The organism is Thalassospira permensis NBRC 106175 (genome assembly GCF_000714555.1).
In the GTDB taxonomy this organism is placed as follows: Bacteria; Pseudomonadota; Alphaproteobacteria; order Rhodospirillales; family Thalassospiraceae; genus Thalassospira; species Thalassospira xiamenensis.
The window spans coordinates 39680-60886 of the sequence record NZ_AUNC01000034.1 but is presented as its reverse complement, the minus strand read 5'-3'; the positions used below and the strand labels follow the sequence as shown (position 1 = coordinate 60886).

18 protein-coding genes are annotated in these 21207 nt (G+C 55.6%); 13 read left to right on the top strand and 5 right to left on the bottom strand.

What is annotated here, in order from left to right; genetic code table 11:
- Positions 1-5: 5 nt before the first annotated feature.
- A complete protein-coding gene (locus SMB34_RS15120) occupies positions 6-551 on the top strand; it encodes a hypothetical protein (protein ID WP_156962685.1) in 546 nt (181 codons plus the stop codon).
- Positions 552-581: 30 nt separating this feature from the next.
- Here the strand turns inward: SMB34_RS15120 and trpC are convergent, their stop codons facing one another.
- Genes trpC through SMB34_RS15105 form a run of 3 tightly spaced genes read right to left on the bottom strand, consistent with a single transcriptional unit; the run spans position 582 to position 3016 of the window.
- Positions 582-1379: an indole-3-glycerol phosphate synthase TrpC gene (gene trpC / locus SMB34_RS15115; protein WP_037991273.1), complete on the bottom strand. Its 798-nt coding sequence runs from the start codon at positions 1377-1379 to the stop codon at positions 582-584.
- A complete protein-coding gene (gene trpD, locus SMB34_RS15110; protein ID WP_037991272.1) occupies positions 1376-2410 on the bottom strand; it encodes an anthranilate phosphoribosyltransferase in 1035 nt (344 codons plus the stop codon). The genes trpC and trpD overlap by 4 nt, the downstream gene beginning before the upstream one ends.
- 33 nt (positions 2411-2443) lie before the next feature.
- Positions 2444-3016, bottom strand: coding sequence for an anthranilate synthase component II (locus tag SMB34_RS15105; RefSeq protein WP_007089454.1), 573 nt, complete (start codon positions 3014-3016; stop codon positions 2444-2446).
- 229 nt (positions 3017-3245) lie between these two features.
- On the opposite strand from SMB34_RS15105, the gene SMB34_RS15100 reads away from it, so the two are divergent.
- Positions 3246-4424: a divergent polysaccharide deacetylase family protein gene (locus SMB34_RS15100; RefSeq protein WP_037991271.1), complete on the top strand. Its 1179-nt coding sequence runs from the start codon at positions 3246-3248 to the stop codon at positions 4422-4424.
- A gap of 59 nt (positions 4425-4483) precedes the next feature.
- Here SMB34_RS15100 and trpE read toward each other — a convergent pair whose 3' ends face one another.
- Both trpE and SMB34_RS15090 read right to left on the bottom strand, forming a co-directional pair.
- Positions 4484-5980 (bottom strand): anthranilate synthase component I, encoded by a 1497-nt coding sequence (gene trpE / locus SMB34_RS15095; protein WP_037991270.1) that lies wholly within the window; start codon positions 5978-5980, stop codon positions 4484-4486.
- 103 nt (positions 5981-6083) lie between these two features.
- Complete coding sequence (locus SMB34_RS15090; RefSeq protein ID WP_037991269.1) at positions 6084-7976, bottom strand: peptidyl-prolyl cis-trans isomerase; 1893 nt, start codon at positions 7974-7976, stop codon at positions 6084-6086.
- Positions 7977-8303: 327 nt separating this feature from the next.
- Here SMB34_RS15090 and tpiA point away from each other — a divergent pair, with 327 nt between their 5' ends.
- The 11 genes from tpiA (at position 8304) to lipA (ending at position 21192) form a co-directional block, all read left to right on the top strand.
- Positions 8304-9059: a triose-phosphate isomerase gene (gene tpiA / locus SMB34_RS15085; RefSeq protein ID WP_037991268.1), complete on the top strand. Its 756-nt coding sequence runs from the start codon at positions 8304-8306 to the stop codon at positions 9057-9059.
- Between the two features lie 99 nt (positions 9060-9158).
- Positions 9159-9494, top strand: coding sequence for a preprotein translocase subunit SecG (gene secG / locus SMB34_RS15080; RefSeq protein WP_007089463.1), 336 nt, complete (start codon positions 9159-9161; stop codon positions 9492-9494).
- 124 nt (positions 9495-9618) lie between these two features.
- Positions 9619-11247 (top strand): CTP synthase, encoded by a 1629-nt coding sequence (locus SMB34_RS15075; protein WP_007089464.1) that lies wholly within the window; start codon positions 9619-9621, stop codon positions 11245-11247.
- A 28-nt stretch (positions 11248-11275) separates the two neighbouring features.
- Positions 11276-12133: a 3-deoxy-8-phosphooctulonate synthase gene (gene kdsA, locus SMB34_RS15070; protein ID WP_037991591.1), complete on the top strand. Its 858-nt coding sequence runs from the start codon at positions 11276-11278 to the stop codon at positions 12131-12133.
- 104 nt (positions 12134-12237) lie between these two features.
- Positions 12238-13509 (top strand): phosphopyruvate hydratase, encoded by a 1272-nt coding sequence (eno, locus tag SMB34_RS15065; protein ID WP_037991266.1) that lies wholly within the window; start codon positions 12238-12240, stop codon positions 13507-13509.
- Between the two features lie 288 nt (positions 13510-13797).
- The gene (locus SMB34_RS15060) at positions 13798-14148 is read left to right on the top strand and encodes an FtsB family cell division protein (protein WP_051682326.1); all 351 of its coding nucleotides are present in this window, start codon (positions 13798-13800) and stop codon (positions 14146-14148) included.
- 544 nt (positions 14149-14692) lie between these two features.
- Positions 14693-15703: a pyruvate dehydrogenase (acetyl-transferring) E1 component subunit alpha gene (gene pdhA, locus SMB34_RS15055; protein ID WP_037991264.1), complete on the top strand. Its 1011-nt coding sequence runs from the start codon at positions 14693-14695 to the stop codon at positions 15701-15703.
- A 53-nt stretch (positions 15704-15756) separates the two neighbouring features.
- Positions 15757-17190: a pyruvate dehydrogenase complex E1 component subunit beta gene (locus tag SMB34_RS15050; protein WP_037991262.1), complete on the top strand. Its 1434-nt coding sequence runs from the start codon at positions 15757-15759 to the stop codon at positions 17188-17190.
- A 63-nt stretch (positions 17191-17253) separates the two neighbouring features.
- The gene (locus SMB34_RS15045) at positions 17254-18585 is read left to right on the top strand and encodes a pyruvate dehydrogenase complex dihydrolipoamide acetyltransferase (protein ID WP_037991260.1); all 1332 of its coding nucleotides are present in this window, start codon (positions 17254-17256) and stop codon (positions 18583-18585) included.
- Positions 18586-18680: 95 nt separating this feature from the next.
- Complete coding sequence (lpdA, locus tag SMB34_RS15040; RefSeq protein ID WP_037991253.1) at positions 18681-20078, top strand: dihydrolipoyl dehydrogenase; 1398 nt, start codon at positions 18681-18683, stop codon at positions 20076-20078.
- 118 nt (positions 20079-20196) lie between these two features.
- On the top strand, positions 20197-21192 hold the full coding sequence (lipA, locus tag SMB34_RS15035) for a lipoyl synthase (RefSeq protein ID WP_007089472.1): 996 nt from the start codon (positions 20197-20199) through the stop codon (positions 21190-21192).
- The last annotated feature ends 15 nt before the right edge of the window (positions 21193-21207 follow it).

Here is a 21207-nt window from a genome sequence, read left to right as displayed (position 1 = left end):
GGCCGATGAACAAATACATGAAATTGCTTTTGGGTGGAACTTTTGTCCTGCTTCAGGCCTGTGGAATTCAACATACCCCCGAGAGGATTCTCACAGAAGATGACGTCGCACGTATCCGTGAGATTGGCATTAATTACCTTGAGAAAGAAGCCCAGGATCCAACGTACCTGCCGCCAGGCTATGTGAAACTTGGTCGTCAGGAAGTTGAAGCTGCGCTCGTTGACAATGCCTTCACCTTTGTAAACCCATTGAGCGGATGGCAGTTCCGGGCGGAACTAACCACTGAAAACAAAGTACTGATCCGCGGACGGGGTGCTAGATCGTGGTCGGGGGAGGCTTATTGGGAGCGGTTTAGTGTCGGTGATTATCAGGATCGCGATAAATTATGTCTGACACCGGCTTTCTGTTTTGTCTTTTCGCGATTTGACGACCTTGAAGGTAACGATATGCTCGGCGCGCGGGTGCATCCAAAGGGGCAAGATATGTTGGGAATAAACCATCGTTATTGGGTGTTTACGCATATTGACCCGATAAATGGTCCGGCCAAGTGAAGGATCAATCAGCCAGACTGCTTACCGTCTCTAGGCCGCGAGGCCAAGAATATTGCGGGTTGCGGCGGTGACATCATCCTGACGCATCAGGCTTTCGCCGATCAGGAAGCATTGCGCGCCGACCTTTGCCATGCGGGCGAGGTCATCGTGCGTGAACAGGCCGCTTTCGGCGACCAGCATCCGGCTGTCATCGACCATACCAGCGAGTTCTTCGGTCGTGGTCAGGGAGACTTCGAGCGTTTTCAGATTGCGGTTGTTCACGCCAAGCAGCTTAGATTTCAGTTTCAGGGCGCGTTCGAGTTCCTGGGCGTTGTGCACCTCGATCAGGACATCCATGCCAAGGCTGTTTGCGGCGTCTTCAAGCTCGGCGGCCTGGGCGTCTTCGAGGGCGGCCATGATCAGAAGGATGCAATCGGCACCAAGGGCCCGGGCTTCGGTCACCTGATAGGGATCAAGCATGAAATCCTTGCGCAGGACCGGCAGATCAACGGCGGCACGTGCCGCGATCAGATAGCTGTCATCGCCCTGGAAATAGGGGATGTCGGTCAGGACCGACAGGCAACTTGCCCCACCGGCCTTGTAGGCCTGCGCCAGAACGGGCGGATTGAAATCCGGGCGGATCAGGCCCTTGGACGGGGATGCCTTTTTAATCTCGGCAATCAGGCCGTAACGACCATCCGCAACCGATGTTTCAAGCGCCCTGATGAAGCCGCGCGGTGCGGATTGTGATCTGGCTGCGGTTTCGAGGTCGGCAAGTGACTTTCGCGCCTTGCAGGCGGCGATGTGGTCGCGTTTGTCGTTACAGATACGTTCGAGTACGTCGCTCACGCTGCGGTCCCCTGATTGGAAATGCGGACTAGTGCCTGCAAGGTTTCTGCGGCTTTGCCGGAATCGATTGCGGTGCGGGCCTTTGCGATGCCATCGGCAAGATCGGTTGCGATGTCGGTCACCACAAGGGCGGCTGCGGCATTCAGCAGAACGATATCGCGATAGGCGCTTTTTTTACCGGCAAGAAGATCGAGAATGGCCTGCGCGTTTGTCTGGGCGTCGCCGCCTTTAAGCGCATCAAGGGTGACGATTTCAAGGCCGTAATCTTCGGGGTTGATTTCAAAGGTCGTGACTGCGCCGTTTTTGACTTCGGCGACAAAGGTCGGGCCGGTTGTTGAAATTTCATCAAGGCCGCTATGACCATAGACAACCCACGCATGTTCCGAGCCCAGACGGTTCAGAACATTGGCAATCGGTTCAACCCATTCACGGGCGAAAACACCCATGACCTGGCGTTTGGTTTTGGCCGGGTTGGCCAGCGGTCCCAGCAGGTTGAAGATCGTGCGCGTGCCCATTTCAACGCGGGTCGGCATCACGTGACGCACCGCCGAATGATGGCGCGTTGCCATCATGAAGCACAGATTGATTTCCTTTAGCGCCTTTTCAAGAAGCGCCATATCGGCATCGAGATTGACGCCAAGCGCCATCAGAACATCGGCCGATCCCGATTTTGACGACGCCGCGCGGTTGCCGTGCTTGGCAACGATGGCGCCGCAGGCCGCCGCAACGATTGCCGCCCCGGTCGAGATATTGAAGGTGCCGCTGCCATCGCCACCGGTACCACAGGTATCAACCGCATTGGGCGGGGCGATAATGCCGGTCGCCTTGGAGCGCATGACGCGGGCCGCCCCGGTGATTTCATCGACCGTTTCACCGCGCAGGCGTAGCGCCATCAGGAAAGCCCCCATCTGCGACGGCGTTGCCTGACCGGACATCAGAACGTCGAAGGCCTGTTCGGCCTGTTCTTCGTTCAGTTTTTCGCCATTTGCGACTTTGGCCAGGATCGGCTTCAGGTCATATTCAGTCGACATGCGGGTTTCCTCGGTTAGCGTTCCGGTGCGGTTTCATGCGCCGGGGAAGTCTATAAAATTCTTCAAAAGGGCATGGCCATGTTCGGATGCGATGCTTTCGGGATGGAACTGCACACCATGAATCTGATGCTGTTTGTGACGCAGCCCCATGATCAGACCATCCCCGTTTTCCGCCGTGATTTCAAGGCAATCGGGCAGGGTTGCGCGATCAACAACCAATGAATGGTAACGGGTCGCTTCAAACGGGCTGGGCAGGCCGTTAAACACGCTTTTGCCTTCGTGCACCATCGCATCGGTTTTGCCATGCATGCATTCGGGCGCGCGCACGACATTGCCGCCAAAGGCCTGACCGATGCCCTGATGACCAAGGCAGACGCCGAGCAGCTTGACCTTGCCCGCCGATGCCCTGATCAGATCAAGACAGATACCCGCGCGATCCGGATCGCAGGGACCGGGCGAGATCACGATGCCTTCGGGCTTTAAAGCCAGCGCATCATCAACCGAGATTTCATCATTGCGGCGGACGTCGACCTCGGGACCGAGTTCGCGCAGATAGTGCCACAGATTGAATGTGAAGCTGTCGTAATTATCGATGAGGAGATACATCGTGGCGCCGGGCTGTGAATATCAGATCGGGCAGAGAATAAACGGCATTGCCGCTACGTCAAGCGATTGCAAAAACCATTTTCCTGCCATTGTTTGCGGTCTTTGTTTGCGGCTTTAACAGGGTGCTAACCTGATCGGGTTTAAAAGCTTCCAAACACAAGCCGCGATAATTGGCGTATAATCACCATATGGGTAACACGACCCAGCAAACGAGACTGGAGACCAGAGCGTGGCACGCCGGGCACAACCCGCCAAAAAGAAAAAAGCGGCACCGCGAAAAACAGGCCGTAGCAAGGCTGCACCGAAGAGGAAATCGGGCGGCATTGGCCGTTTCATGCTGGGCGGTGCGATTGTTGCGGGGACCATTTCGGCATTCATTGCAGCAGGCAGTATGCTTGAGCTGGATCGCGCATCGCGTGATCTTGGCGAACGGGCCGCCAATTCAGAACCGGAATATACTCCAGCACCGGCCCCGGTACCGGAAAGCCGCAATTATGATTTCAGCGAAAGCAACGGCAATCGCGACCGGACCGGATATATGGTCGGTGAACGTGTGCCGGGTGAAAAAACTGCGCCTGAAACCAGACAACCGCAGAAGGCACCGGTCACAAAGTCGCCTGAACCTGCCGTGTCGCCCGATACCGGCGGGATCAGCGGGGGCGCGCATAGTGATGGTCCGCCGCCATGGCAGAAATTCGCAGCCCTTACCCCCGATACGGGAACCGCACCGGTTATCGCGATTGTGATTGATGATGCGGGCCTTGATCAGCCGCGCACGGCGCGCACTATAGGGCTGCCCGGGCCGGTGACGATTTCCTATCTGCCCTATGCGCGCGACCTTCAGCGTCAGGTGAATGATGCGCGCGGGCGGGGGCATGAAGTGATGCTTCATATGCCGATGGAGCCGTCGTCGGCATTGGTCGATCCCGGTCCGCATGCGTTGCGCACCGGATTTGACCGCGACAAGATATTGGGCGAGATGACCTGGATGCTGGACCGGTTTGATGGCTATGTCGGTGTGAATAATCACATGGGCAGCAAATTCACATCCGATCCGGAACGCATGCAGGTGGTGATGGAGGTGATGAAATCACGCGGGCTTCTGTTCCTTGATTCCAAAACCAGTGCCAAGTCGGTCGGGTTTTCGATGGCACGCCAATATGATGTCCCGGCGCTTGAGCGCGACGTGTTCATTGATGACGCCGATGATGCCACCAAAATTGCCGAAATGCTGGCGCGGACTGAAAAAGTTGCCACCAATCAGGGATTTGCGATTGCGATTGGCCATCCGCGCGACCTGACGCTGGAGGCCCTGCAAAAATGGATTCCCGCCATTCAGGCCAAGGGATTTGTTCTGGTGCCGGTGACCGACATCCTGCGACGAACAAGTCCGAGTGCGACAGGTTGATAAAGAACAAGGCCCGCAAATGAAGCGGGCCTTGTTCTTTCAATCCGAAATGCAGGAAATCAGGCAAACCGATGGGCTTCGCGGGCGGCGGCCATAAGCGCGCCTGCCTTGTTCTGGCATTCCTTGTGTTCGAGTTCCGGTTTGCTGTCTACGACGATCCCGGCACCGGCCTGAATATGGATCTGTTCGTCCTTGATGACAGCGGTCCGAAGCGCGATGCAGGTATCCATGGAGCCATCGGCGGAGATATAGCCGATACAACCTGCATAAATGCCGCGCCGGACCGATTCCAGTTCATCGATGATTTCCATGGCGCGGACCTTTGGCGCGCCCGATACCGTTCCAGCAGGGAAACCGGCCTTGAGCGCATCCATCGCATCATATTTGTCGTCGATCTGACCGACGACGTTCGAGACGATATGCATGACATGGGAATAGTATTCGATCTGTTCGCGGTCGGTGACGCGCACCGTACCGGGCTTGGACACACGGCCGACATCATTGCGCCCAAGGTCAAGCAGCATCAGATGTTCCGAACGTTCCTTGGGATCATCAAACAGGTCCTGGGCCATGACCTTGTCGTCATCGGGTGTCTTGCCGCGCCGACGCGTTCCGGCAATCGGGCGAATGGTGACTTCGCCGTCGCGCAGGCGGACAAGGATTTCCGGGCTGGCACCGACAACCTGAAACCCGCCGATATCAAGATAAAACATGAAAGGTGACGGATTGATCCGGCGAAGGGCGCGGTAAAAGGCGAAGGGCGGCAATTGATAGGGCAGCGTGTAGCGTTGCGAGAGCACGACCTGAAAGATATCGCCCGCGCGGATATATTCCTTGGCCTGATCGACCATTTTATGAAAACCGGCCTCGTCGACGCTGACCTTTGGATCGGGCAGGGTGGCGGGAACCGATTTGGACCGGCGATCAAGGAATAGGTTGCGCTGGAACTGCTGCACGACATCATTGAGGCGCGCACAGGCAAGATCATAGGCCGCATCGGCATCTATTCCGCTTTCGGGGCGGACCGGGGTTACGACGGTGACGGTATCGGCGATGGTATCGAAGCTTGCGGTGACCGTCGGGCGGATAAAGATGCCGTCAGGGACGCCGAGTTCATCCGGGTTGCTATCGGGTAGCTTTTCCATCAGGCGTACGGTGTCATAACCCATATAGCCGACAAGACCGGCGCTCATGGGCGGAAGATTGTCGGGCAGGGTGATGTGACTTTCGGCGATCAGCTTTTTGAGGCTTTCAAGCGGTGCATCGGGTTCATCTTCGAACGCATCGGCATCGGCAAGGGCGCGACGGTTCAGTTCTGCCTTTTGGCCAAAGCACCGCCAGATCAGATCGGGGCGCAGGCCAAGGAATGAATAGCGTCCGCGCACGGCACCGCCTTCGACAGATTCAAGCAGATAGGTGTTGGGCATGCCTTCGGCGATCTTGAGAAACGCCGAGACGGGCGTATCAAGATCAGCGGTCAGCGAGGTCCAGAGAACCTGTGAAATGCCGTTATTGTAGTTCTGCTTGAAACTGTTGAAATCCGGTTTGATTTCCATGGTCTGTCCAATTTTGGTCGATTAGGGGTGGGCGGTATGAGGCAGCGTAGAGTTTAACGAAAAAGGGCGGCCCGATGAAAGGCCGCCCCATTTCTGATCGGGATCAGTTGGCCGCGGTTTGCGGATAAAGACCGTTGATCACGCTGTTATTGACACTGACCGAAATCTCGTCCTGCAGGTAATCAAGATATTCTGCAAGGATGTCTTCGTTCAGGCCCTGTTTGAGTTCGGTCAAGACCGGGTCGGTAGCGCCTTCGGCAATGGTGCCAGCTTTGATCTGATCAAGTTTCAGAACCAGAACATTGTCGCCGGACTGAACGGCCTTTGCCTTGCCTTCTTCAAGGGTGAAGAGGGCTGCGGCAACCGCCGGGCTGACATTGCCTTGGAGGCCCTGACCGGTACGTTTGGTCAGGCCGCTTTGTTCGAGTTCGGCATTGTCGCTGGTAGCGAGCGTTGCGATATCGGCGTTCTGGTCATTGATCGACGCGGCAAGCTGATCGGCTTTTTCAAGCATCAGACGGTTGCGTTCATCGGTTTTCCATGCGGTGACAACGTCATCACGCACATCTTCAAACGGACGCAGTGCCGACGGGGTGACGTCATCAACGCGTGCGACATAACGAACACCGGTCGAGGTTTCTTCGAGGAAGCTTTCCTCGCCCTTGCCGAGTTCGAAAATCTTGGCATTGATCTCACCGCTGTCGGTGATTTCAGTACCCAGACCTTCGCCACGCACAACGTCGTTCAGTTTATAGGTTTTTGCGCCAACCGCGTTTGCGGCTTCTTCAAGCGGGGTCCCGGCACCAAGTTCATCATCAAGCTTGGCGGCAAGATCATAGATCGCGTCTTCGGCCTTGAACTGCCGGACACCGGCCTCGACATCGTCGCGAACCTGATCAAGGGTTTCGGTCTGTTCCGGCGTAATGCCGGTCACGCGAATGATATGCCAGCCAAGGGCTGTTTCGACCGGTTCGGAAAATGCGCCTTCTTCAAGGCCAAACGTCGCATCGCGCAGATCGGGAAGGATGTTGTCGGCGGTGAATTCACCAAGTTTGACAATCGACGGATCCATACCGGCATCGTCGGTTGCGACCTGCATGAAATCGGCACCACCCTGAAGCGCCTTATAGGCCTCCTGGGCACTTTCCTTTTCATTGGGGGCAAACAGGATCTGTTCGACAACGCGTTTTTCCGGAGTCTGGAATTCCGGCAGGCGATGGTTATATGCCTCGAGAATTTCTTCTTCGGTGACATCCATATTTGCCGCCAGATCCTTCGCCGAAAGGGTGACCAGGGTCACATCGCGGCTTTCGGGGGCGGTGAATTGCGGTGCGTTGTCTTCGTGATATTTACGAAGGGTCGCGTCATCGGGCGTTTCGATCGTGTCGAATTCCGAGGTATTCAGGGCAAATAAGCTGCCGCTGCGCTGTTCGTTGCGGTAGGCGGCAATCTGTTGTGCCATGACGTCAGGGACGCTGACGGCACCGGCGAGGCTGCCGACAACCTGCTGGCCCATCATGTCCCCACGAACACCTTCGATGAATTCCGGTTCGGTATATCCGCTGGAATACAGCGCCTGAAGGAAACGTTCTCGGTCGAACTGGCCGGTGGTTTCATTCTGGAAGCCCGGAGAGGCGAAAATCGTCTCGCGCACTTTTTCGTTGCTGATGCCGATGCCCATTTCCTTGGCGTTTTCACGCAGGATTTTCTGGGAAACCAGATTTTGAACCGTATTGTTCAAAAGGCCCATCTGGATGGCTTGCTGACGGTCGAAATTCGGACCGAAAACGCTGCGCATATTCTGGATGCTGCGCTGGAAGGCGCGATCCAGTTCGGCGGGGCTGATATTTTGGCTGCCGATTTCAGCAACCTGACGCGATGTTCCAAGATCGAGCATCGACGCATTCAGGCCCCATCCGACGAAGCTGATTGCAATCACGCCGAGGATGATCTTGGCAAAGATTGATTTCGAAAAAGAGCGAATGCCAGCAAGCATATGATAAGCCTAACAATTCGTGGTTGGTGCCGATGACAATGCAGATGACAATGTACCGGCAGCGTTTCTTTTATCTGCCGGAACATAACGAAAATCCCGGCGCAATTGCCGCGCATCTTAATGGCGAGAGGTAAGGGCGGCAACATCCGATTGCATTGACCGTGCCCGAAGTTCGGTTGACAGTGTTTTCCGGGGCTTGGCCGGGGCCTGAGCGCGTGCTAAAACCCGCATCGAACCGTGTTTGTAACAATACTTGTCGGATCGGTTCCTGCATGGCCCAGCCATTGCCTGATCCAAAACCTGTCGCAGCAAGAGGTAGATATACATATGTCACAGCGCCGTCCCCTGATCGCCGGAAACTGGAAAATGAATTGCCTGCGCACCGACGGGCTTGCACTTGCGCGCGGACTGTCTGACCGCGCAAAGGCAAAAGGTGATCTGGCATGTGATATTCTGGTCTGTCCGCCGGCAACCCTGATTTCCGATGTTGCCGGTGTTACGGCCAAGAGTGCCGTCAAGGTTGGCGGTCAGGATTGTCATGTTGCCGTTTCGGGTGCGCATACCGGGGATATTGCGGCCCCGATGCTGGCCGATATCGGCGCGACCCATGTTCTTGTCGGACATTCCGAACGTCGGGCCGACCACGGTGAAAGTTCGACCGTTATTCGCCAGAAAACAATGGCAGCCCATGATGCCGGTCTGATTGCGGTGGTCTGTGTTGGCGAGACCGAGCAGGAACGCGATCTTGGTGCGACGCTTGCGGTGGTTAATGGCCAGATTGCGGTTTCGGTTCCTGATGAGGCGACGGCGGAAAATACCGTCATTGCCTATGAGCCGGTCTGGGCGATTGGCACGGGGCGCACGGCAAGCGTTGATGAAGTTGCCGAAGTTCATGCTGCAATTCGTGCAGGGCTGACGGCACGATTTGATGATGGTGACAAATTCAGAATTCTGTATGGTGGTTCGGTAAAGCCGTCCAATGCGGCTGAATTGCTGTCTGTGCCCGATGTTGACGGTGCACTGGTTGGCGGGGCGAGCCTCAAGGTTGACGATTTTTGGAAAATTATTGAAAGTTGCGCCTAGCCAACTGTCATAAAACACGTTAAATACGCATCAAATTTTTGCCCGATCCGGCCATAATAATGTTCGGATCGGAAGTTTTAGGACAAGAGTTTCGAGACCATGCAAACTGTTATTCTGGTAATTCACCTTCTTCTTGCGCTTGGCATGATTGCCGTCATTCTCGTACAGCGCAGCGAGGGCGGTGGGCTTGGTATCGGCGGAAGCGGCGGCGGTGGCGGCGGCGGTAATTTCGGCGTCATGAGCTCGCGCAGCGCAGCAAACCTTCTGACACGTACGACCGCTATTCTTGCCGGGGCATTCATGATTACAAGCCTTGCCCTGGCATTGTTGTCCAACACTCATACCCAGCCGACATCCATACTGGATCAGGCTCCGGCCCCGGCAGCTGAACAACAGCCCGCCGAGGACACCGGACCGGCGGCTCCGACCCGCTAAAAAACAAACCGACGACCAGAGGCGGCAAAATTGCCGCCTCAATTTTTGATTGTTGTATTCCCCGGTTCGTGATGCACTGAGCGGCATCGAACTGCGGCGTTTTGCTTTGAGATGAGGCAAAGACATGACCCGTTATATCTTTATCACCGGTGGCGTTGTTTCTTCGCTGGGCAAGGGCCTGGCATCTGCTGCTTTGGGGGCCTCGCTTCAGGCACGTGGTTTCACTGTTCGCCTGCGTAAGCTTGATCCGTATATCAACGTTGATCCGGGCACCATGAGCCCGTATCAGCATGGCGAATGTTATGTGACCGAAGACGGGGCGGAGACCGACCTTGATCTTGGTCACTATGAACGTTTCACCGGTGTTTCGTCGCGTCGTTCCGACAACGTGACCACTGGTCGCATCTATTCCAACGTGATTGCGCGCGAACGTCGCGGCGATTATCTGGGCGGGACCGTTCAGGTGATCCCGCATATTACCGATGCGATCAAGGAATTCGTTCAGTCCGATGCGACCGAGGATTTTGTCCTTGTCGAGATCGGCGGTACGGTTGGCGATATCGAAAGTCTGCCGTTCCTTGAAGCGATCCGCCAGATGGGCAACGAGCTTGGCGATGGCCGCACGCTGTTCATGCATCTGACGCTGGTGCCTTATATTTCGTCGGCGGGCGAGCTTAAAACCAAACCGACACAGCATTCCGTCAAGGAACTGCAAAGCGTTGGTATTCAGCCCGATATCCTGCTGTGCCGTTGTGACCGTGAAATCCCGGTCAATGAACGCCGCAAGATCGCACGTTTCTGTAACGTGCGCGAAGCCGCTGTTATTCCGGCCTATGACGTCGACAATATCTATCAGGTGCCGATCAGCTATCACCAGTATGGTCTTGATAACGAAGTGCTTCATCACTTCGGCCTGCAGGCACAGGACCCGGATCTGGGGCCGTGGGAAGAAATCTGCAACATCATCCGTAATCCGGAAGGTGAGGTTACTATCGGGATCGTTGGCAAATATATTCAGTTGCCCGATGCCTATAAGTCGCTCACCGAAGCACTGACCCATGGCGGCATCGCCAACAAGGTCCGTGTCAAACTGGAATGGATTGCGTCTGACGCGCTTGAAAAAGAAGGCGATGTTAGCGAAATCCTGTCCAAACTGGACGCGATCATGGTGCCGGGCGGATTTGGCGAGCGTGGAACAGAGGGCAAGATTGCCGCTGCGCGCTATGCCCGTGAAAACAAGGTGCCGTATTTCGGTATCTGCTTTGGCATGCAGATGGCGGTTCTTGAAGCCGCACGCAATCTTGCGGGCCTTAAGGATGCGTCTTCATCGGAATTCGGTCCGACAAAGACCCCGCTTGTGGGCCTGATGACCGAATGGGCCAAAGATGGTGGCTCGGTTGAGCGTCGTAGCGGCGAAGATGATCTTGGTGGCACCATGCGCCTTGGCAACTACGAGTGCAAACTGGTCGACGGTACGCGTGCGCGTGATATCTATGGCAGTGAGACCGTTCTTGAGCGCCATCGCCATCGTTACGAAGTTAACGTAAACTTCATGGCGCAGCTTGAGGAAAAAGGGCTTAAATTCTCGGGTCTGTCGCCGGACGGGCGTTTGCCGGAAATCGTCGAATACCCTGATCACCCGTGGTTCATCGGCGTTCAGTTCCACCCGGAACTGCGTTCGCGTCCGCTTGATCCGCATCCGCTGTTTGTGTCCTATATCAAGGCCGCCAAAGAGCGCAGCCGTCTGGTTTGATCAAACAGCCTGAATGAAAGACTTCGAAATGACGGAAATCAAAACTGTCAAAGTCGGCAATATCGAATTCGCCAATGACAGGCCCTTTGCGCTTCTGGCGGGGCCGTGCGCGATCGAAAGCCGTCAGCACGCACTGGAAATGTCCGCAGCGCTTAAGGAATTGTCCGAGGGGCTCGGGATCGGGCTTGTTTACAAAAGCTCGTTTGACAAGGCAAACCGCACCAGCAGCACGTCGAGGCGCGGGGTTGGTCTGGTCGAGGGGCTCGACATTCTGGCCGAGGTCAAGGAAAAGACCGGCCTTCCGATTGTCACCGACGTTCATCTGCCAGATCAGTGTGCGTCGGTCGCGGAAGTTGCCGATATTCTGCAAATTCCGGCGTTCCTGTGCCGTCAGGCCGATCTTTTGCAGGCCGCGGGTAAAACCGGGCGCGCGGTGAATGTCAAAAAGGGCCAGTTCCTGGCGCCCTGGGACATGGCGAATGTTGCGAACAACATTGCGTCAACCGGCAACGAAAACATCATGCTTTGTGATCGCGGGACCAGCTTTGGCTATAACACGCTGGTAACCGATTTCCGTGGACTTCCCACCATGGCCCGTCAGGGCTATCCGGTCGTATTTGATGCGACCCATTCTGTTCAGCAGCCGGGTGGGCAGGGGACAACGTCGGGTGGACAGCGCGAATTTGCGCCGGTTTTGGCGCGTGCGGCTGTATCTGTCGGCATTGCTGCCCTGTTTATCGAAACCCACGATAACCCGGATGCGGCCATTAGCGATGGCCCGAACCAGATTCCCTTGAACAAGCTTCCGGAAGTTTTGTCGGTTCTGATGGAACTGGACAAAGTGGCAAAAGCCAATCCGGTTCGTCTGGACATGTTCAAGGATTGATATGCAAATGCCGCCATCAGACATGATGGCGGCATTTCTTTTATGCTGTAACCAAAGTACCCCGCAGGGGTGCAGATAATCTCAGTGAGGAGAATGTTTCCGTCATGACCGCTATTATCGATATCCGCGGCCGCGAAATTCTCGATAGCCGTGGCAACCCGACTGTCGAAGTTGATGTAACTCTGGAAAGTGGCGCCTTTGGTCGTGCAGCCGTTCCGTCGGGTGCATCCACCGGTGCGCATGAAGCCGTCGAGCTGCGTGACAAGGAAGACCGTTATCTTGGCAAGGGCGTGACCAAAGCGGTTGCCGCCGTCAATGGCGAGATTTTCGAAGCCCTGGCCGGTATGGATGCCGAAGACCAGGTCGAGGTCGATGGCATCATGATCGATCTTGACGGGACGCCGAACAAGAGCCGTCTTGGTGCGAACGCCATTCTGGGCGTATCGCTGGCGGTTGCCAAGGCCGCGGCTGAAGAAGCAGGCCTTCCGCTTTATCGTTATGTTGGTGGGGCTTTCGCCCGCACCCTGCCGGTGCCGATGATGAACATCATCAATGGCGGTGAACATGCCGACAACGCGATTGACGTTCAGGAATTCATGGTGATGCCGGTTTCGGCAGAAACCGGATCGGACGCAATCCGCATGGGTGCGGAAATCTTCCATAACCTGAAAAAGGCCCTGTCAGCAGATGGTCTGAGCACTTCTGTTGGTGACGAAGGTGGTTTTGCCCCGAATATCGGGTCGAGCGAAGAAGCCATCAGCTACATCATGAAGTCGATCGAAGCTGCCGGTTATCGTCCGGAAGAAGACGTTGTCCTTGCCCTTGATGCGGCATCGACCGAATTCTACAAAGGTGGCAAATACGTTCTGGCGGGCGAGAACAAGACCCTTGATGCAGACGGCATGGTCAAATACTGGGCCGATCTGGTCAGCAAGTATCCGATTTTCTCGATCGAAGACGGCATGTCTGAAGATGACTGGGACGGTTGGGCGGCATTGACGTCGGAAATCGGCAAAAAGGTTCAGCTGGTCGGGGACGATCTGTTCGTAACCAATCCGAAGCGCCTTGTCGATGGCATCAAGAAGGGCGTTGCCAACTCGATCCTCGTGAAGGTCAACCAGATCGGTTCGCTGACCGAAACGCTTGAGGCCGTCGAAATGGCCCATCGTGCGGGCTATACTGCGGTTATGTCACACCGTTCGGGCGAAACCGAAGATTCGACCATCGCCGATCTTGCGGTTGCCACCAATTGCGGACAGATCAAAACCGGTTCGCTGTCACGTTCCGACCGCCTGGCGAAATACAACCAGTTGATCCGCATCGAAGAGATGCTGGGGGCCGGTGCCTATTATCCGGGGCGTTCGATCCTGAAATAAGGTTCGATTGCAGGACTGAACCTGAAAAACCGTCCCGTCATTCCGGGGCGGTTTTTTGTTGTTCAGGATCAGCTAATTGAGCGTAACTGCCCTGTATTAGCATTGCTGTTTTAAGCTTATTTTTACCCTGTTGTGATTAGCTATGAGAGTATTTTTGCGAGAGTTCTGTCTGCTGCGAGATTTATACCTTTGCGTTCAAAGGGAAATAACGCACGCAGTTTTTCCGTTCCGGTTTCGGAATGGTGTTTTTTCTGTTTTTCGTCTCGTATCCGCAAAGGGCAGGGGTAAATGTCTTCAACGTCACCGGTTATTCGCCGACTAGGTCAGGCTATTGCACCGGTTATTGCATTTACCATTATGGTCTATTTCATCTTCCACAGTGTCGAAGGTAATCGTGGTTTGCTGGCTTATTGGTCGATGCAGGACCGCGTGGCCGATATCGCAAAAGTGCGTGACGAAATCATCGACAAGCGCAAGCATCTCGAGCAGCGCGTGATTGCGATGCGCCCGAAGCATCTTGATCCTGATCTGCTCGATGAACGTGCGCGCGCGATGCTGAATGCCGCGCACCCGGATGATCTGATTATCTTCCATCACAATGGCTATCCGGCCGACGAAACGGTTGCTGCCAGCCAGTAATCGGTCGCGGCAGATTTGTGCTTAGAATCCGGCAGGGTTTTTATGCGCGTGATCAACTTCCAAAATTGAAAATGCGCGCGTCCGGGGCTGTATTTCCCATGATTTTACAGCCCGGGCTGCTTGGCGGGAATTTGACATCCTCTCATACAGCGTTGTTTCAACTGTCTTTTGGTTGATTTGTGACCTGCAATAGTTTGTGATCAGGGCAACGCAACCTTTTGTTTCTTCTGGCAGTTGCGAAATAAACGTGTCGGATCTGTGATATTCTTTTCAGGAAAGCATAGCATTTGTGACCTGATGGAATGAACGGGAATGAAGCCGGTTCCTCAAGTCACTGGAAACGCTTGAATTATGTATATATGCAAAAAAACATGAATTAACCATTATTTGGTTTATTTGTGATTGTGCGTTGCAAAACAACAGTTTACGGGTGGTTAGATTGCTTGCTTCGACACGTAGTTTTGGGTAGTCATTTCGGTGGTCCAGTACCGAATTAAGCGCTCATACATGATGCTTAAGCGACAGCCATCCACCGGGAGGAAACATGGCGACCACAAAACGCAAACGCGCCACGACGCGCGCCGACAATCAGGCGAGCAGTGACGATCTCCTCAAATATTACCGTGAAATGCTGCTGATCCGTCGCTTTGAAGAAAAAGCCGGTCAGCTTTATGGCATGGGGCTTATTGGTGGCTTCTGCCATCTTTACATCGGGCAGGAAGCTGTCGTTGTCGGCATGCAGGCTGCCATTACCGGCGATGATGGTGTGATTACCAGTTACCGCGACCACGGCCATATGCTGGCCTGTGGCATGGACCCAGCAGGGGTCATGGCAGAGCTGACCGGCCGTGAAGGCGGTTATTCGCACGGCAAGGGCGGCTCGATGCACATGTTCTCCAAGGAAAAGAACTTCTATGGCGGGCATGGTATCGTCGGCGGGCAGGTTTCGCTCGGCACCGGTATTGCCTTCAATTACAAATATCGCGGTCAGGACCGTGTCTGCCTGACCTATCTTGGGGATGGTGCCGTCAACCAGGGGCAGGTATACGAATCCTTCAACATGGCAGCGCTCTGGAAGCTTCCGGTGATCTATTGCATCGAGAACAACCAGTATGCCATGGGAACGTCGGCACAGCGCCATTCGGCCAGCCCGGACCTTTACGAGCGCGGTTCTGCCTATGGTATCCCGGGTGAACAGGTTGATGGGATGGACGTTCTGGCGGTCAAGGATGCCGGTGAACGTGCCGTTGCGCATTGCCGCGAAGGCAAAGGGCCCTATATCCTTGAGCTCAAGACCTATCGCTATCGCGGGCATTCCATGTCCGACCCGGCGAAATATCGTACCAAGGACGAGCTCGACAAAATGCGTAAAGAGCACGATCCGATCGATATGGTCAAAAAGCTGCTGATCGATGGTGATATCATCGACGAGGCTGGCCTCAAGGACATCGACAAGGATGTGAAAGCGGAAGTCGCCAAAGCGGCCGAGTTTGCGCAAAACAGCCCGGAACCGGATGTTTCCGAACTGTTCACAGATATTCTGATCGACGCGTGATCGCGACACCCGCGAACCGCTTTTGACCGATATTTCCCGGGAGAGAGGGAACAATGCCGATTGAAGTTTTGATGCCGGCGCTGTCGCCGACCATGACAGAAGGCACTCTTGCCAAATGGACCGTCAAGGAAGGCGACACTGTTGCCTCCGGTGACGTGATTGCAGAAATTGAAACCGACAAGGCCACGATGGAAGTCGAGGCCGTTGACGAAGGGACCATCGGCAAGATCGTGATTGCCGAAGGGACTGAAAACGTCGCGGTGAATGCTGTGATCGCCTATATCCTCGAAGAAGACGAGGATGCTTCTGCCCTTGATAATGTTTCGGCGTCTTCTGCACCGAAAGCCGACGCCGCACCGGCCGAAGCCAAGGAAGAAGAAAAGGCACCGGCCAGTTCGTCCAATGCAGCACCCGTTGCTGCAAGCGGTGCGATTGAACGCGCCGAACAGGACCCGCGTGCCATGAGCGTCATGAACGCGACCAAGGACGAGAAAACCTATACCTCGTTCAAGACCCAGACCGTTCGTGAAGCCCTGCGCGATGCCATGGCCGAAGAAATGCGGGCCGATGAGAACGTTTATGTCATGGGGGAAGAAGTCGCGCAGTATCAGGGGGCTTATAAAGTCACCCAGGGCTTGCTTGATGAATTCGGTGACAAGCGTGTTGTCGATACCCCGATTACCGAGCATGGCTTTACCGGCCTTGCAACCGGTTCGGCATTCATGGGCCTGAAACCGGTTCTTGAGTTCATGACCTTTAACTTCGCCATGCAGGCGATTGACCAGATCATCAACTCTGCTGCGAAGACCCTGTATATGTCCGGTGGCCAGCTTGGCTGCCCGATCGTGTTCCGTGGCCCGAACGGTGCTGCGTCGCGTGTGGGCGCACAGCATTCGCAGTGCTATGCATCCTGGTATGCACATTGCCCGGGGCTTAAGGTTGTAGCACCTTGGTCGGCGGCCGATGCGAAGGGTCTGCTCAAGGCCGCTATTCGTGATCCGAACCCGATTGTCTTCCTTGAAAACGAAATCCTTTACGGACAAAGCTTCGAAGTGCCGGACGACGAAGATTTCGTTCTTCCGATTGGTCAGGCAAAGATCGAACGCGAAGGGACGGACGTTACCATCGTTGCGTTTTCAATTATGGTCGGCAAGGCGCTGAAAGCGGCAGAACAGCTTGCAGAGCAGGGCATTTCTGCCGAAGTCATCAACCTTCGGACCATCCGTCCGCTTGATGTGAACACCATCGTTCGCTCGGTCATGAAAACCAACCGTCTCGTGACCTGCGAAGAAGGCTGGCACTTTGCCGGTATCGGTGCCGAGATCGCATCGGTCATCATGGAACATGCGTTTGATTACCTTGATGCGCCGGTTGCGCGCGTTACCGGTGAAGATGTTCCGATGCCATATGCTGCCAACCTCGAAGTGCTTGCACTTCCGCAGGAGCAACACATCGTCGATGCGGCCAAGGCCGTTTGCTATCGCTAAGTAAAACGGACAGGGGCAGGGCGCGGCAAACCCGCGCCGCCCCGTTACCGGGAGATTGCGTTCATGCCTGTTAAGATATTGATGCCGGCCCTGTCGCCGACCATGACCGAAGGCACCTTGGCGAAATGGCTTGTCAAGGAAGGCGACACCGTTGAGTCAGGTGACGTCATTGCCGAAATCGAAACCGATAAAGCCACGATGGAAGTTGAAGCCGTCGACGAAGGCAAAATCGGTAAAATCCTTGTTTCCGAAGGCAGCGAAGGCGTTGCCGTGAACGAGGTTATCGCACTTCTTCTGGAAGAAGGCGAAGATGCCAGCGCCCTTGACGGGGCGGATACGTCTTCGGCGTCTGTTGGCGGCGGCGATGCCGAACCAGCAGCCGAGGCACCGAAACAGGAAGCGTCCAAGCCAGAAGCCGCCCCGGCAAAAGGCCTGGCACCTGCGGCACCTGTTTCCGGTGGGGATCGTATCAAGGCAAGCCCATTGGCGCGTCGTATTGCAGCCAATGAAGGCGTTGATCTTGGCAAGGTCGAAGGTTCGGGCCCGCGTGGTCGTGTTGTGAAACGCGATGTCGAAGCCGCGATGTCGTCCAAACCGGCCGATAAAGCTGCTTCTGCTGCTGCTTCTTCGGCTCCTGCTGGCGAGAAACCGGCGGCAGCCCCGCAGGCACCGGCGGCGTCTGGCTGGAACCCGGATCTGACCGGTTTGCCGGAATACGAAGAAATCCCGAACAGCTCGATGCGCAAGGTTATTGCCCGTCGTCTGACCCAGTCCAAACAGCAGGTTCCGCATTTCTACCTGACGGTCGATTGCGAACTCGACAATCTGCTTGCCACCCGCAAGCAGCTTAACGAGAAGGCCGACGAGGGTGTGAAGGTATCGGTCAATGATTTCGTCATTCGTGCCGCATCCATTGCGCTTAAACGCGTACCGGCAGCCAATGCGGTTTGGACCGATGCGGCCATCCTGCAGTGCAAGCAGCAGGATATTTCGGTTGCTGTTGCCATTGATGGCGGACTGATCACCCCGGTTATCCGCAATGCGGGTGGCAAGGGGCTTGCCGAAATCTCGACCGAGATGAAGGCACTGGCTGGCAAGGCACGCGAAGGCAAGCTGAAACCGGAAGAATTCCAGGGCGGGACTTTCTCTGTCTCTAACCTTGGCATGTTTGGCATCAAGGAATTCTCTGCCATCATCAACCCGCCGCAGGGCTGCATTCTGGCCGTTGGTGCCGGTGAACAGCGCGCGGTTGTCAAGGACGGCGCCTTGGCTATTGCCACCGTCATGAGCTGCACGCTTTCGGTCGACCATCGTGTGGTCGATGGTGCGGTCGGTGCTGAATTCATGGCTGAATTCAAAAAGCTGATCGAAGATCCGCTGAGCATGTTGCTCTGAGGTTCGGAAATTGCGCGGGGACTTTAAATAGTCCCCGCAAGCATTTGAATTTCAAGACCTGTGACCGGTGACGGGCAGGCGAAGGAGATCTTACGATGGCGGATAACAATTTCGACTTAATCGTTGTTGGCGCGGGCCCTGGTGGCTATGTCACGGCCATTCGTGCCGCACAGCTTGGCCTGAAAACCGCGGTTGTTGAACGCGAACATCTTGGCGGCATCTGCCTGAACTGGGGCTGTATTCCGACCAAGGCCCTGCTGCGTTCGGCAGAAGTCTATCGCAACATGCAGCATGCCAAGTCATTCGGTCTGTCATGCGAAAAGCCTTCCTTTGATCTGGATGCAGTCATTCAGCGTTCGCGCGGTGTTTCCAAGCAGCTTTCGGGTGGTGTTGGCCATCTTCTGAAGAAGAACAAGGTCACCGTGATCAACGGCGAAGCCAAATTCGACGGTCCGAAAAAGATCAAGGTCGAAGGCAAGGATGCCGGCACCTATACCGCGAAGAATTACATTATCGCGACCGGTGCACGGGCGCGGTCCCTGCCGGGGCTGGAAGCCGATGGCAAGGTGGTCTGGGACTATAAAAAGGCGATGACGCCTGACAAGATGCCCAAAAGCCTTGTGGTTGTCGGTTCAGGCGCGATTGGTATCGAATTTGCCAGCTTCTATCACACCATGGGTGCGGAAGTGACGGTGGTCGAAATCATGTCGCAGATCATGCCTGTCGAAGACAAGGAAGTGGCCGCCCTTGCACAGAAGATGATGACCAAGGACGGGATGAAAATCCTGACAGAAGCCAAGGTTGCGAACCTTAAGCGCAACGCCGACAATGTTGTCGTCACGATTGAAACCAAGGACGGCAAGAAACAGGAATTGACTGTTGATCGCGTGATTTCCGCGGTTGGTGTGATCGGCAATACCGAAAATCTCGGTCTGGAAACCACCAAGGTCAAGGTTGATCGCAACGTCATTGATACGAACGAGTATTCGGCAACGGCAGAACCGGGCATTTATGCCATTGGTGACGTCGCAGGCCCGCCGATGCTGGCGCACAAGGCCGAGCATGAAGGCGTGATCTGCGTTGAAAAGATTGCCGGGGTCAAAGGGGTTCACCCGCTTGATCCGCGCAAGATTCCGGGTTGCACCTATTGCCATCCGCAGGTGGCAAGTGTCGGTCTGACCGAAGCCAAAGCCAAGGAAGCCGGTTACGACGTCAAGGTCGGCAAATTCCCGTTCATCGGCAATGGCAAGGCGGTTGCACTGGGCGAGGCCGAAGGTCTGGTCAAGACGGTGTTTGATGCCAAGACCGGTGAATTGCTTGGTGCGCACATGGTTGGTGCCGAAGTGACCGAGCTGATCCAGGGCTTTGTCGTGGCCATGGGCCTCGAAACGACCGAAGAAGATCTGATGCATACGGTCTTCCCGCATCCGACCCTTTCGGAAATGATGCATGAGTCGGTCCTTGACGCCTATGGGCGTGCGATCCACTTCTAGAATATGGCGTTGTACCGGGCAAACATGCCCGGTATGACCGTTTTGGACGATTGTCGGTTTGACAAATGCGTGACGTGGCGGCACATTGCCGCCCGTCCAATCCTTCGGAGGTAACTCTATGTCGACGGCGCGCAACGAAGCACAGGCACTTCGTCACCCGGAAAAGCAGAAACGCCCGGATCGTCCGTCCGGACGCAAGCCCGAATGGATTCGTGTCAAGGCGCCAACCTCGAAGGGGTATCAGGAAACGCGCGAACTTGCGCGCGGCCTGAATTTGCATACCGTCTGCGAAGAAGCGGCGTGCCCGAACATTGGTGAATGCTGGCAGAAGAAACACGCATCCTTCATGATCATGGGGGATACCTGCACGCGTGCCTGTTCGTTCTGTAACGTCAAGACCGGCATGCCCGGTGCGCTTGACCCGTTCGAGCCGGAAAACCTTGCGATGGCGGTTGCCGACATGGCGCTTAAACATGTCGTGATCACCTCGGTCGACCGTGATGATCTGGCCGATGGTGGGGCCGCACATTTTGCCCGCGTGATCGAGGCGATCCGCCATAAATCGCCGGAAACCACGATTGAAATTCTGACCCCCGATTTCCGCGATAAGCCAGGTGCCGTTGAAATCGTTGCCCGTGCACGTCCGGACGTTTTCAACCATAACCTTGAAACCGTTCCCAGACTCTATACCTCGATCCGGCCGGGCGCGCGCTATTACCAGTCGCTGCGCATTCTTGATCGCGTCAAACAGATTGATCCGACGATCTTCACCAAATCGGGCCTGATGGTCGGGTTTGGTGAAGAACGCCATGAACTGGCACAGGTCATGGATGATCTGCGGGTTGCGGATGTCGACTTCCTGACGATTGGCCAGTATTTGCAGCCAACCCTTAAGCACGAGCCGGTGAACCGCTTTGTGACCCCGGACGAGTTCAAGGATTACGCCTCGATGGCGCGCGGCAAGGGCTTCCTGATGGTGTCGGCAACGCCGCTGACGCGTTCAAGCTATCATGCAGACCGTGACTTCGAGGAACTGCGCAAGGCACGCGAAAGAAAGCTTGCGGCTGCTGACGAAGCCAAAGCCAGAATGCAGGCAACAACAGCGGCGCAGTAAGTGCGCCGCATTTCA